At 56.7% G+C, this 12,999-nt stretch carries 17 protein-coding genes; all 17 read right to left on the bottom strand.

What is annotated here, in order from left to right; genetic code table 11:
- Nucleotides 1-5: 5 nt before the first annotated feature.
- The 17 genes from nuoK to COL8621_RS05765 all read right to left on the bottom strand — a co-directional run bounded on the left by nuoK (nt 6) and on the right by COL8621_RS05765 (nt 12,998).
- Nucleotides 6-311 carry an NADH-quinone oxidoreductase subunit NuoK gene (gene nuoK / locus COL8621_RS05845; protein WP_093966333.1) on the bottom strand — a complete coding sequence of 102 codons (306 nt, stop codon included), beginning with the start codon at nt 309-311 and terminating at the stop codon, nt 6-8.
- Nucleotides 312-408: 97 nt separating this feature from the next.
- Nucleotides 409-1,023, bottom strand: a complete 615-nt coding sequence (locus COL8621_RS05840) for an NADH-quinone oxidoreductase subunit J (RefSeq protein WP_093966332.1) — start codon at nt 1,021-1,023, stop codon at nt 409-411.
- Nucleotides 1,020-1,427, bottom strand: coding sequence for a carboxymuconolactone decarboxylase family protein (locus COL8621_RS05835; protein WP_093966331.1), 408 nt, complete (start codon nt 1,425-1,427; stop codon nt 1,020-1,022). Before COL8621_RS05835 ends, COL8621_RS05840 begins: the two co-directional genes overlap by 4 nt.
- Entirely contained in the window at nt 1,424-1,915 is a 492-nt protein-coding gene (gene nuoI, locus COL8621_RS05830) for an NADH-quinone oxidoreductase subunit NuoI (RefSeq protein WP_093966944.1), read from the bottom strand. The genes COL8621_RS05835 and nuoI overlap by 4 nt, the downstream gene beginning before the upstream one ends.
- Before the next feature lies 1 nt (nt 1,916).
- Complete coding sequence (nuoH, locus tag COL8621_RS05825; protein ID WP_093966330.1) at nt 1,917-2,954, bottom strand: NADH-quinone oxidoreductase subunit NuoH; 1,038 nt, start codon at nt 2,952-2,954, stop codon at nt 1,917-1,919.
- Nucleotides 2,939-3,250 carry a YNQ4 family lipoprotein gene (locus COL8621_RS05820; RefSeq protein WP_093966329.1) on the bottom strand — a complete coding sequence of 104 codons (312 nt, stop codon included), beginning with the start codon at nt 3,248-3,250 and terminating at the stop codon, nt 2,939-2,941. The genes nuoH and COL8621_RS05820 overlap by 16 nt, the downstream gene beginning before the upstream one ends.
- A gap of 7 nt (nt 3,251-3,257) precedes the next feature.
- Nucleotides 3,258-5,276 carry an NADH-quinone oxidoreductase subunit NuoG gene (nuoG, locus tag COL8621_RS05815; RefSeq protein ID WP_093966328.1) on the bottom strand — a complete coding sequence of 673 codons (2,019 nt, stop codon included), beginning with the start codon at nt 5,274-5,276 and terminating at the stop codon, nt 3,258-3,260.
- A 6-nt stretch (nt 5,277-5,282) separates the two neighbouring features.
- Nucleotides 5,283-5,720: a DUF5333 domain-containing protein gene (locus COL8621_RS05810; RefSeq protein WP_093966327.1), complete on the bottom strand. Its 438-nt coding sequence runs from the start codon at nt 5,718-5,720 to the stop codon at nt 5,283-5,285.
- A 5-nt stretch (nt 5,721-5,725) separates the two neighbouring features.
- Entirely contained in the window at nt 5,726-6,226 is a 501-nt protein-coding gene (locus COL8621_RS05805; protein ID WP_093966326.1) for a DUF3291 domain-containing protein, read from the bottom strand.
- A 9-nt stretch (nt 6,227-6,235) separates the two neighbouring features.
- Nucleotides 6,236-7,522, bottom strand: coding sequence for an NADH-quinone oxidoreductase subunit NuoF (gene nuoF / locus COL8621_RS05800; RefSeq protein WP_093966325.1), 1,287 nt, complete (start codon nt 7,520-7,522; stop codon nt 6,236-6,238).
- Between the two features lie 9 nt (nt 7,523-7,531).
- Nucleotides 7,532-7,756: a DUF5337 domain-containing protein gene (locus tag COL8621_RS05795; RefSeq protein ID WP_093966324.1), complete on the bottom strand. Its 225-nt coding sequence runs from the start codon at nt 7,754-7,756 to the stop codon at nt 7,532-7,534.
- 8 nt (nt 7,757-7,764) lie between these two features.
- Nucleotides 7,765-8,709 (bottom strand): helix-hairpin-helix domain-containing protein, encoded by a 945-nt coding sequence (locus COL8621_RS19280; RefSeq protein WP_235823751.1) that lies wholly within the window; start codon nt 8,707-8,709, stop codon nt 7,765-7,767.
- A 64-nt stretch (nt 8,710-8,773) separates the two neighbouring features.
- Nucleotides 8,774-9,889 carry an NADH-quinone oxidoreductase subunit E gene (locus COL8621_RS05785; RefSeq protein ID WP_093966323.1) on the bottom strand — a complete coding sequence of 372 codons (1,116 nt, stop codon included), beginning with the start codon at nt 9,887-9,889 and terminating at the stop codon, nt 8,774-8,776.
- Entirely contained in the window at nt 9,889-10,182 is a 294-nt protein-coding gene (locus COL8621_RS05780) for a hypothetical protein (RefSeq protein ID WP_141137839.1), read from the bottom strand. Before COL8621_RS05780 ends, COL8621_RS05785 begins: the two co-directional genes overlap by 1 nt.
- Nucleotides 10,183-10,293: 111 nt before the next feature.
- Entirely contained in the window at nt 10,294-11,502 is a 1,209-nt protein-coding gene (locus COL8621_RS05775) for an NADH-quinone oxidoreductase subunit D (RefSeq protein WP_093966943.1), read from the bottom strand.
- 4 nt (nt 11,503-11,506) lie between these two features.
- Nucleotides 11,507-12,379 (bottom strand): sulfotransferase family protein, encoded by an 873-nt coding sequence (locus COL8621_RS05770; RefSeq protein ID WP_176438437.1) that lies wholly within the window; start codon nt 12,377-12,379, stop codon nt 11,507-11,509.
- 7 nt (nt 12,380-12,386) lie between these two features.
- On the bottom strand, nt 12,387-12,998 hold the full coding sequence (locus COL8621_RS05765) for an NADH-quinone oxidoreductase subunit C (RefSeq protein ID WP_093966320.1): 612 nt from the start codon (nt 12,996-12,998) through the stop codon (nt 12,387-12,389).
- Nucleotide 12,999 lies beyond the last annotated feature (1 nt).

Here is a 12,999-nt window from a genome sequence, read left to right as displayed (position 1 = left end):
GTTGCTTACCCCTTCATCACGTTGACATCTTCGACCGCGATCGTCCCACGCGTCCGGAAGAAACAGACCAGAATGGCAAGGCCAATGGCAGCTTCGGCCGCGGCAACGGTCAGAACGAACAGTGTAAACACCTGCCCGACCATGTCGCCCAGATAGGACGAAAACGCGACGAAGTTGATATTGACCGCCAGAAGCATCAGTTCGATCGACATCAGGATGACGATCACGTTCTTCCGGTTCAGAAAAATCCCGAAAATCCCGATCACGAACAGTGCCGCAGCGACAGCTAGGTAGTGTTCAAGTCCGACCATGTCGTCCCTCAGTCATTGTTGACGTCATTTCGATGACGTCTTTTTCTTAGTGCCAGGCCCGCAACGATCATTGCGACCCCTATGATCAGCCAGAGGCTCAGAGCCCCTGCCCCGGTTTCATGTCTTTCAATTCCATTGCCTTGGCCGGATCACGATACATCTGCGCCAATACATCCTGGCGTTTGACGTTCGTGCGGTGGCGCAGGGTCAGAACAATGGCGCCGATCATGGCAACCAACAGGATCAGACCCGCAGCTTGAAAGAGATAGATGTAATCGTCGTAGATCAGCTGCCCCAGTGCGGCGGTGTTGTGCACCTCGGTCGCATCAGGGGTCACAGACGCACGCAGGCTTTGCGCGTCATCGGCAAACTGCCAAACACCAAAGACCATGCCCAGCTGCATCAGCAACACGACACCGATAAGCGCCGCCAGCGGCACATATCGCGCCATTTCGGCCTTAAGTTCGGCGAAATCAACGTCCAGCATCATCACGACGAACAGGAACAGAACCGCCACCGCGCCCACGTAAACGATGATCAACAGCATCGCCACGAATTCAGCGCCCAGCAGCACGAACAGGCCAGCCGCGCTTAGGAATGCTAGGATCAACCACAGAACCGAATGGACTGGGTTTTTTGATACAACAACGAAAAGACCGGCTGCTACAGCCGTGATCGCGAAAGCGTAAAATGCTAGATCGGCCACGCTCATGCGTCGTCCTCCTCGGATTCTTTGAACACGTCCTGAGCCAGGTTCAAGGCGTGGGTCATTGCAGGAATGCCGCCAAGCATTGCCATCTGATAAATCACTTCAGCGATCTCTTGCTGGGTTGCCCCCGCTTCTAGCGCATGGCGAACTGTCAGCTTGAACTGTGGTTCAGCCTGCGCACCCAACACTGTCAGGCCAGCCAAAACGACCAATAGGCGCGTTTTGGAATCCAACCCGTCTTTGTTGAAGGCGTTGCCCCACATCATGTCCATGAAATTCTTCGGCATGGTCGGCATGATTTTGTCAAAGCCTGTCACCTGAAAGCTTTCCAACGCGGGGTTGAAAGCCTTGGCCATGGCGTGGCTCTGCTCCATCATCTGCTCAAAGAGTTTGCTGAAATCGGTCATCGGTACGGCGCATCCAGTTCAAGGTTGCGCGCAATCTCGGCCTCCCAGCGTTCGCCGTTTTCAAGGAGCTTGTCCTTGTTGTAAAACAGCTCTTCGCGGGTTTCGGTCGAGAATTCGAAGTTCGGGCCTTCGACAATCGCATCCACCGGGCAGGCTTCCTGACAGAAACCGCAATAGATGCACTTGGTCATGTCGATGTCATAGCGCGTTGTCCGGCGCGAGCCGTCCTCGCGCGGTTCAGCGTCGATCGTGATCGCCTGCGCGGGGCACACGGCCTCGCACAGTTTACAGGCGATGCAACGCTCTTCGCCATTCGGGTAACGGCGCAACGCATGTTCGCCGCGGAAACGAGGCGACAGAGGCCCCTTTTCATGCGGGTAGTTCAGCGTTGCTTTGGGCGCGAAGAAGTATTTCAGGCCCAGCTTGAAGCCGCCGATAAAGTCCGACAGCAAGAAGTATTTCGCGGCGCGGGTGTAGTCGATTGCCATATCAGCCTCCGATTGCCCAGCGGGCATACGCACCGCCGAAGAGTTCGAAATGCGCGGCGAATGCCACCAGCACGACCCAGATCAGCGACAGCGGAAGGAACACTTTCCAGCCAATGCGCATCAGTTGGTCATAGCGGTAGCGCGGCGTGATCGCCTTCACCATCGCGAAGAGGAAGAAGAAGAATGCCATCTTGCCAACCATCCACAGCGCGCCATCTGGCAAACCGGGGATTGGGGACAGCCAGCCGCCAAAGAACAGCAGCGATGTCAGCGCGCACATCAGGAAGATGGCGATGTATTCACCGGCCATGAACAACAGGAACGGCGTGGAAGAATATTCAACCTGATACCCCGCAACCAGTTCGGATTCCGCTTCGGGAAGGTCAAACGGCGGGCGGTTCGTTTCGGCCAGCGCCGAGATGAAGAACAAGAAGACCATCGGGAAGTGCGGCAGCCAGTACCAGCTAAACAGCCCATAATTGCCATCTTGCGCCGCAACGATTTGGCTGAAGTTCAAGGAACCTGTGGTCAGCACGACGCCGATAATGATCAGGCCCAGCGACACTTCGTAAGAAATCATCTGCGCGGCAGAGCGAAGCGAGCCCAAGAATGGGTATTTGGAGTTGGATGCCCAACCGCCCATGATCACGCCGTATACTTCAAGCGAGGACACCGCGAAAACATACAGGATCGCCACGTTCAAATCTGCAAGAACCCAGCCATCCGAAAACGGGATAACGGCCCAAGCGATCATCGCCAGCACGAAAGACACCAGCGGCGCCAGCATGAAAACCGTCTTGTCGGCACCGGCGGGAATAACCACCTCTTTCACGACGTATTTCAGCGCATCCGCCACGGATTGCAGCAAACCAAAGGCGCCAACAACGTTTGGCCCTTTGCGCATTTGTACCGCTGCCCAGATCTTCCGGTCGCCATAGACGAGGAATAGAAGCGAAATCATCACGAACGCGATGACCAGCAGGCATTGCGCCGCGATCAACACGAACGTTCCGAAGCCAGTGTTTAGAAATTCAGCCATTCTTGCCCCATACCCTCAGACCGTCGGTCGCCCTTCATCCATGCGTTCGCGACGACTTCGTTAGCGTCGTTTTTCCGCACTCCGCGTGGCAGCGCGGGCGAGTGTGTGTAAACAGCATCCTCCCGCCAAAGACCACCCTCTTGTTCGACTTTAGTACGCACATAACGTGCAAATCCGTACCCGCGGAACGGCGCGTCTTGCGCCGCTGCGCAATCCGTATTCTGCTGACCCGCAGCGAACCCCATCTTGACGATGGAATTCATCAGATCACCCGCCAGAAGTCGCGTTTGCGCCATAGCCGCGTTACTCCGCCGCGATCGGCGCTTCACGCCGCGCTTTTGCATTCGCGCTCAGCTCGGCCATCAGGGCCGAAGCGCGCGCGATTGGGTTCGTCAAATAGAAATCCTGAACCGACTGACGGAAATTAGCTTTCGCTGGGGCCTTCACCGCCAACGGCTGCCATTCGTTTTCTGCCACCTGATCGATTTTCGCCAGATGCGGAACCTCGGCCACCAATGCCTGACGAAGCTGCGCAATGCTGTCAAACGGCAGGGTCGCACCCATTTCAGCCGACAACGCCCGCAGGATCGCCCAGTTTTCTTTCGCCTCGCCCGGAGGGAAGCTGGCGCGCAGTGCCAATTGCGGGCGGCCTTCGGTGTTCACGAACAGCCCCTGCTCTTCCGTATAAGCAGCGCCTGGCAAGATCAGGTCGGCGCGGTGTGCACCACGGTCGCCATGGCTACCTTGATAGATAACGAATGGGCCAGCAGCGATGTCGATTTCATCGGACCCGAGGTTGTAAATAACCTCTGCCCCGTCCAGCGCCTTTTCCATGCCGCCTTCGGTGACACAGCCCGCATCCATCGCGCCAACACGGCCCGCAGCAGTGTGCAGCACCATGAATTTGCTGTTGGACTTCGCGGCCAGTTCCATTGCTTGGCTCAGAACAGCCTCACCATCGGCTTCGTTCAATGCGCCTGCGCCGATGATAACAACGCTGTCCAAGTCTTTGACTTCGCCCATCGTTTTGGCGGCGGTATCCACCAACGCCTTACGATCCGTGCCGACGTGAACATAGTCATAGGTCAGATCAACCGCTTCACCGATCAAGCCTACGGTCGCGCCGTTCAGCCATGCCTTGCGGATGCGCGCGTTCAACACCGGCGCTTCTGCGCGTGGGTTACAGCCGATCAGTTGGATCATCTTCGCGTTGTCGATGTCTTCGATCGTTGCCGTGCCGACATAAGCCGAACGGTTGCCTGCTGGCAGCTTGCCGCCATCGGTGCGGCATTCAACCTTGCCGCCTTGACCTTCAACCAGTTGTTTCAGGGCAAACGCAGCCTCAACAGGGGCCAGATCGCCAACAAGACCGGTAACCTTCTTACCCTTCATGGCGTCAGCGGCTTTGGAAAGCGCCTCGCCCCATGTGGCCGGGCGCAGTTTGCCGTTTTCGCGGATGTAAGGCTTGTCCAAACGCTGGCGGCGAAGGCCATCCCAAACAAAACGCGTTTTGTCGGAAATCCACTCTTCGTTCACGCCGTCATGGTTACGCGGCAAGAACCGCATAACTTCGCGCCCCTTTGTATCCACGCGGATGTTCGAACCAAGCGCATCCATCACATCGATAGATTCAGTCTTGGTCAGTTCCCATGGGCGCGCGGTAAAGGCGTAAGGCTTGGAAACCAGCGCACCAACGGGGCACAGGTCGATGATATTGCCCTGCAATTCGCTGTCGAGCGTTTCGCCAAGGTAGGAAGTAATCTCTGCATCTTCGCCGCGGCCGGTTTGGCCCATCTGGCTGATACCTGCAACTTCGGTGGTAAAGCGCACGCAACGGGTACAGCTGATGCAGCGTGTCATGTGGGTTTCGACCAGCGGCCCCAGATCAAGGTCATCCGTCGCACGCTTTGGTTCGCGATAACGGCTGAAGTCCACCCCGTAAGCCATTGCTTGGTCTTGCAAATCACACTCGCCACCCTGATCGCAGATCGGGCAATCCAGCGGGTGGTTGATCAGCAGGAATTCCATCACGCCTTCGCGGGCCTTCTTGACCATGGGCGAGTTGGTTTTCACAACCGGTGGCTGCCCTTCGGGGCCAGGGCGCAAATCTTTGACCTGCATCGCGCAAGACGCGGCGGGCTTGGGCGGACCGCCCACAACCTCGACCAGACACATGCGGCAGTTGCCGGCGATGCTTAGACGCTCATGATAGCAAAAGCGCGGCACCTCGATGCCCGCCTGCTCACAGGCCTGGATCAGGGTCATGGCCGGATCTACTTCGATCTCGTTGCCATCAATGATGATTTTGCGCAGGTCCGCCATAAGCTCTCACTTCGCTTTCAGTAGAACGCCGATCTGGCTGTTTCGTTCGATTTCATAAAGCCCGACCTCGCAATAGGACTCTGCCCGCTTGGGGTCCAGTCCTTTGCTGATAAGATAGGCCCGCGCGGCGTCTTTAACCCGCGCTTTTTCTTTCTTGTCTTCGACAAACTCTTCGATCTGTTTGTCGTTATAACCCGCCTGATGCGCCATGGATTCAAGGCTTTTGGCAAAGCTATAGGCCCGGATCATTCGGGGTGTAATGCTGTTGCATTTATCCTGAATCATTTCTCCGGCGGCGATGACCGTCAGCCCCTCGTTGATCTCTTTGTGGGTACTTAGACCACCATGGACACTGGCGTTTGCTGTGCCAACGCACAGCCCAGCCAATATCGCAAAGCCAAAGCCCGCATGACGCAAGCGGTTTGTGGAATTAATCTTGAACATCGTTACTACTCCGCGGCTACTTGAGTGCAGCCATGTGTCTTCCACGACTGCGCCTCTTTCAGATACTCCCACCCGAACGCATCATCCGATGCGCCATGGGTGCGAAGGTGATCGAGCCGTCCCAACGCCTCATCAAGGGTGGGTTCATGCCCTTCGGGCACCCACCACATGACAAAGTGCATCTTCCCCAACACCTGAAACCATTCCGCGCGCCGTTCATAAAACGTGCGATGAACCGTGTTCCAGACGAAGCTTTCAAGGCTTACGACATCTTCCCAAACCGTCAGGTTTGAAACGAACTGAGCGTCGTTGCCTATCTTGTTATCTGTATTTCCCGTGCCCGGTTCACCCGAGCCTTCCATCATCCAAACAAACCCCGGCATCCGCTTGCCCAGACCATTGATCCGGTCAAGCGCGCCCATAAATTCGGCCACGCGCGGATCATCGGTGGGCGCGATCAGGCGCCCAACGTTCAGTTCCGCAAGATGGTGGCCTTGGGGTTGCATGGTTATCGATTACTCCGCCGCAACCGCGCTGACGCGCTTGTGCTTGATGCGATCTTCGATCTCGTCACGGAAATGGCGGATCAAACCTTGGATCGGCCAAGCCGCCGCATCGCCTAGGGCGCAGATCGTGTGACCTTCGACCTGTTTGGTGACGTCCAGCAGCATGTCGATCTCTTCGGGTTGGGCTTCGCCCTTCACCAAACGATCCATCACGCGCATCATCCAACCTGTGCCTTCACGGCACGGCGTACACTGGCCGCAGCTTTCGTGCTTATAGAATTTGGACAGGCGCCAGATCGCTTTGATCACGTCGGTGGACTGATCCATCACGATCACAGCCGCCGTTCCAAGACCCGAGCGTTGCTCGCGTAGCCAGTCGAAATCCATGATCGCTTCTTTGGCGATATCGGCAGGCAGCAACGGAACGGACGAACCGCCCGGAATAACCGCTTTCAGGTTGTCCCAACCGCCACGGATGCCGCCGCAATGCTTGTCGATCAGCTCTTCGAACGAAATCGACATCGCCTCTTCGACGACACAGGGGTTATTCACATGGCCCGAAATCGCGAACAACTTGGTGCCCGCGTTATTTGGACGGCCAAAGCCCGAGAACCAAGACGCGCCACGGCGCAGGATGGTCGGAACCACCGCGATTGATTCAACGTTGTTCACGGTCGTTGGGCAGCCATAAAGACCAGCACCAGCAGGGAATGGCGGTTTCATCCGCGGCATCCCTTTGCGCCCCTCAAGGCTTTCCAGCAGCGCAGTTTCTTCACCACAGATATAGGCCCCTGCCCCGTGGTGCAGATAAAGATCGAAATCCCAACCTGAACCAGCGGCGTTCTTGCCCAGCAAACCCGCGTCATAGGCCTCGTCAATCGCCGCCTGAAGCGCCTCACGCTCGCGGATGTATTCACCGCGCAGATAGATATAGCTGACATGCGCCTGCATCGCGAACGCGGCAATCAAACAGCCTTCGATCAGCGTGTGCGGATCGTGGCGCATGATTTCGCGGTCTTTACAGGTGCCCGGTTCGGATTCATCTGCGTTGACGACCAAATAGTGTGGGCGACCATCGCTTTCCTTTGGCATGAAGGACCACTTCAAACCGGTCGGGAAACCCGCACCACCACGACCACGCAGGCCGCTGGCTTTCATCTCATCAATGATCCAGTCGCGACCTTTTTTGATGATGTTGCCGGTCCCATCCCAATGCCCATGACGGCGAGCGCCCGCAAGCGTGCGCTCGTCCATGCCGTAGATGTTGGTGAAGATACGGTCTTCGTCCTTCAGCATTGTATTACCTCAATTGTCCCGGCGTCGTCGCCAGATCTGATATGTCACCACCAGCGCCCAGAAAAGCGCAGCCATTGCGGCCAAGTCGAACAAGAAGGCAAAGCGCGTCGGAAGGCCAAGTTGGCCCCCCAGCCATTGGGCGCCAACCCACAGGATCATCGTGCCAGCAATCACCAGCGCCGCAACGCGACCCTGCCGTGCATCGGCTTCTTCCTGCTTGTGCCCCCGTGACATGTTCACCCTTAGTAAACGCCGCCCTTGTCGACCTTCTTCGAGAATTCTGTATCACCGCCCGACGCCAAGAGACCGGCCTGTTTGACCCACTCATCGCGACTTACGCGGCCCTTAAAGCCCTTAAGGTTTGCATCAACCCAAGCGACCTCATCCGCCGACCAGGCTGCAACCTGATCGAAGTGATAGAAGCCCAGATCAAACAAAAGCTGTTCCAGTTTCGGCCCAACACCTTTGATCTTCTTCAGATCATCCGCTGTACCGCCACGCGGGCCGTCCAGTGTCGCAGGCTTAACGCCTTCGTCTGTGCCTTCGATTACTCCGTCGCCGTCATAGTCGCCAGCCTCACGCAGGGCTGCTGCTTTCGCTGCGGCTTCCTTTTCGGCTTTGTCAGCATCCGCTTTAGCCTTCGCATCCGCCGCGGCTTTCGCATCGGCAGCAGCCTTAGCGTCTGTAGCCGCTTTTGCATCAGCAGCCGCTTTGGCATCGGCAGCCGCTTTCGCATCAGCAGCCGCTTTCGCATCAGCAGCCGCTTTCGCATCAGCAGCCGCTTTCGCATCAGCAGCAGCTTTTGCATCAGCAGCAGCTTTTGCGTCGGCTGCGGCTTTGGCTTCTGCGGCATCCGCATCTGCACGTGCTTTGGCTGTCTGCGCAGCCGCGTCAGAAACGCTCGTTTTTGGGGCCTGCGTCGTCACCGCCGCAGCGGCTGCGGCAGGTGCAGCGGCCTTAGCGGGCGCAGCTGTTTGAATGCTGTCATCATGCGCGCTTTGTGCTGGGGTGCAGACCAACCAGTTCAAAAGAAGCCCGATCAGAACAGCGGTTACTACGCCAAGGAACAGAGCCGAAAGAAATGTGTGGGTGCCCATAAGCAAACCAAACATAACCACAAGACCAACGACGCCAGCCGCAAGCCAGCATTTCATAGGGCATCCAAGCCCGTTAGAATTATCCGCCATATTCCTCGTCCCCTGTTACTTACGTGCGTGTTTTATAACACGTTACTACTATTCACTCGTTCCACTATTCAGGCTTGCCACCCGCGGCAAGAACCTTGGCTTGGTCAACCCAATTGTCACGGCTCACACGCCCTTTAAAGCCGGTCAGGTTGTCATCGACCCAAGACACCTCCTCCGATGTCCAGGCTGCGATTTGATCGAAATGGTAGAAACCCAGAACATGCAAAAGCAGTTCCAGCTTTGGACCCACGCCCTTGATCAGCTTAAGGTCGTCCGGGCCGCCTTCGCGTGCCTCGTTCAATGCCTTGGGGCGTTTCGCATCTGTCTTTGCGGCATCTGCGGAAGCGCCGGCATCAGCCTTAGCTGCCGAAACGGGTTCACTTTTTGCTGCGGGCTTTGCTTTGGCCTTGGGGGCTTTAGCTGCCTTTTTCGCAGGCTGGGCTTTTGGTGCAGCAACATCTTCGCCACCGCTTTGCTTGCCCCATGGGGTTAGCAACGGCACCTCGGTCCCGTCGATACGTTTCACGGTATCGCCGATATCGACAGCCGCCTGAGCAGAAGCGTTATATTGGGTGTGCCCGCTGTCGAACTCTTTCAGGCTGGTCAGACCGCCCAAAGGTTCTGCAGCATAGCGACCGTTCTGAGGCCCCGGAACCGGAACCTCGCCTTTTGAAAGCCGATCGATAATTTCGGCCAGCTTTTCGGTTGTCAGATCTTCGTAGTAATCTTTGCCGATCTGCGCCATTGGCGCATTGGCGCAAGCGCCAAGGCATTCAACCTCTTCCCAGCTGAACTTACCGTCGGCGGAAAGAGCGTGCGGCTTGTCTGCAATCTTTTCCCGGCACACACCGATCAAGTCTTCGGCGCCACAGATCATGCACGACGTCGTGCCACAAATCTGAATATGCGCGACAGAACCCACAGGCTGTAGCTGGAACATGAAATAGAAGGTCGCAACCTCCAACGCCCGGATATAGGCCATGTCCAACATATCAGCGATGTATTCAATCGCCGGACGCGAAAGCCAGCCCTCCTGCTCTTGTGCTCTCCACAATAGCGGGATGATGGCGCTGGCTTGGCGCCCTTCGGGGTATTTTGTCAGCTGAGCCTTCGCCCAGGCCAGGTTATCTGGCGCAAAAGCAAAGGACTCTGGCTGTTCATGATGCAGACGGCGAAGCATTAGCTAGCACATTCTCCCGATACGAGGGTGATGCCGCCTTCTTGGGAAGCATCTACGATTTCGTCATAAACACGAAGCTGCTCTACGATGGCTTTGAGCGTTTCTTCGTCATATTTGGTTGCGCTTTCAACAGCAGCCGCGCTCTCATCGTCGTCGATCGTGCAGCCGGTGGCGGTGATCGCAACGCGGAACGATTCCAGCTGCTCTTCTGTCACGTCAACAACTTCAGTCGCAAACGCAGACATAGGTGCAAGCAGAGCGCAAATTGCAGTAATTTTAAGTGTATTCTTCATGGGTGGTACTCCGTTTTGCCGGAAAATCCGGCCGTAAAAAGAAAGCCAAGGGCACCGCGCCCTTCACTAATGGGTCCCCACCCAGAAACTCGTATACCATGTACGCAGGGGTCATCTGTCGATTTCCCCGAAAACAACATCCATCGTGCCGATGATCGCAGCAACATCGGCCAGCTGGTGGCCCTTGGCCACGTAATCCATCGCCTGCAAATGCAGGAAACCCGGCGCGCGCAACTTGGCGCGGTAAGGTTTGTTGGAACCATCAGAAACCATGTACACGCCGAACTCTCCCTTAGGTGCCTCGACTGCGGCATAAACTTCGCCTGCTGGTACGTGGAAGCCTTCGGTGTAGAGCTTGAAGTGATGGATCAGTGCTTCCATCGATGTCTTCATCTCTGCGCGTGCGGGGGGCGTTAGTTTGCCCCGGGCCAGCACGTCGCCTTTTTCAACACGCAGCTTTTCGCATGCCTGTTTGATAATCTTCAAAGATTCCCGCATTTCGGCCATCCGGCACAGGTAACGGTCATAGCAGTCACCGTTTTTACCCACAGGAATCTGGAATTCGAATTCGTCATAGCACTCATAGGGCTGCGAACGACGCAAATCCCAAGGAAGGCCAGAGCCGCGCACCATGACGCCCGAAAAACCCCAATCAAGGATGTCATCTTCGCTGATAATGCCAATATCGGCGTTACGCTGTTTGAAGATACGGTTTTCGGTCAGCAGGCCGTCGATATCGTCCAGCACGGCCGGGAATTCATCGGCCCAGTCGTCGATGTCTTCGATCAACTGTGGTGGCAGGTCTTGATGAACACCGCCGGGGCGGAAATAGGCCGCGTGCAAACGTGCGCCACAGGCGCGTTCGTAAAACACCATCAGCTTTTCACGCTCTTCAAAGCCCCACAGTGGCGGGGTCAGCGCGCCAACGTCCATCGCCTGTGTGGTGACGTTCAGCAGGTGGTTCAGGATACGACCGATTTCCGAATAAAGAACCCGGATCAGGCTGGCGCGACGCGGTACAACGGTGCCGGTCAGCTTTTCGATGGCCATGCACCAAGCGTGTTCTTGGTTCATTGGTGCCACATAATCCAACCGGTCCAGATACGGCAGGTTTTGCAGATACGTGCGGCTTTCCATCAGCTTTTCGGTGCCGCGATGCAGCAGGCCGATATGCGGGTCAGCGCGCTCAACGATTTCACCGTCAAGCTCTAGCACCATACGAAGCACGCCGTGCGCCGCCGGGTGCTGAGGCCCGAAGTTAATGTTAAAGTTGCGGATCTTCTGCTCGCCCGTCAGAGCGTCGTCAAAATTGCCGTCCATCATCTTATACCCCCACCCTGTTTGCTTCCCATGCGGCGGGAAGCTGGCCAAGGCTGGCCTCGACATAGTCATATTGCGGTTTCAGGAACGCAGCTGCGCGGCCCCGTTGCGCCATGGTCAGTTCAACAGGCACGCCTTCATGAACCCGTTTCCCGAAATCAGCCGTTTTGTTGGCGATCCCAAGAAAGGCACACAAGCGCGCGATCGTCGTGTTCGAAAACAGGTCTTCGTAGAATGCCAAGAACAGGCGCGACGGATCGACTGCTGCATTCAACCGTTCAAGCGTTCCGCGATAGTCACCCCGGTTGGTGATTTGCACTTCGAAACCACCAAGGGCGCGCTCAAGAATCTCCCGAGCGCGTTCAGCGATATCGTTCCCCGCATCTGTGCGGCGCTTAGCAATCATACGCACATGGCTCCACAAACGTGCCACGGGGTCGCGTAGGAGGTATACGAACCGCACATCGGCGGCCATATTGGCCATCTTCTCCATGCGCCCCTCTGACAACAGGGCATAGGATGGAGTTATGTCAGCAATAAGGCGTTGCCCGTCCCGTCCCTCGTCCAGAAACGCAAGGTATTCAGCCTCGTCGCCCTTTTTCAGCACGCGCGAATACTGTTCAATATCCGCCATGCGGTGGGCGCGGGTGATCGCGTTCGCCGGGTCGCCGTTTTTCTGACGACGCTGAAGCTTTTGCAGGTTCCGCTGAAGCGCGCTCAACTGCGCGTTCTGCCGGCCTTTGTCGATCGTATCAAAGAAGTGCAATTCCTTGATGGAGCGAACATGACAGTCAGGATGCGCAGCAAGATAGCGGTGGAGCCAACTGGTCCCCGCTTTCGTCGCGCCAATCCCGAACATCAAAGTCGCCTCCGACATCGTCAGATTACCCTTTCGCGCCGTCAGTTTTTTCATCACCGGGAAGGATGTATTCGGCACCTTCCCATGGGCTCATGAAATCAAACTGGCGGTATTCCTGAACAAGGCTGACAGGTTCGTAAACAACGCGCTTCTGCGCCTCGTCATAGCGTACTTCGGTATAGCCCGTTGTCGGGAAATCCTTGCGCAGCGGGTAACCGCGAAAGCCGTAATCCGTAAGGATGCGGCGCAAATCCGGGTGGCCCGAAAACAAAATGCCGAACATGTCGAACACTTCGCGTTCAAACCAGTTCGCCGAAGGATGCACATCGATGATCGACGGCACCATGTCTTCTTCGCGCACCGCACAGCGCAGGCGGATACGGTGGTTCTGGTACATCGACAGGAAGTGGTAAACCACGTCGAACCGCGCAGCACGTTCGGGGTAATCGATTGCCGTGATGTCGACCAAGGTCGAAAACCGGCATGTCGCGTCCGTTTTCAGAAACTCGGCCAAGCCAACCAGCGATGTCGGCGCGACCTCCAGCGTCAGTTCGTCGTTCGCGATGGAATACGAAATAACGCAATCGGGGCGTTTCAGGCTGATATGTGCGCCAAGCTCGTTCAGGGCCTCGGTCATG

Origin of the sequence: Actibacterium lipolyticum, assembly GCF_900184935.1 — a bacterium.
GTDB lineage: Bacteria > Pseudomonadota > Alphaproteobacteria > Rhodobacterales > Rhodobacteraceae > Actibacterium_A > Actibacterium_A lipolyticum.
Note: the sequence above shows the minus strand (reverse complement) of the source record. Positions and strands in the feature narration are given on the sequence as shown.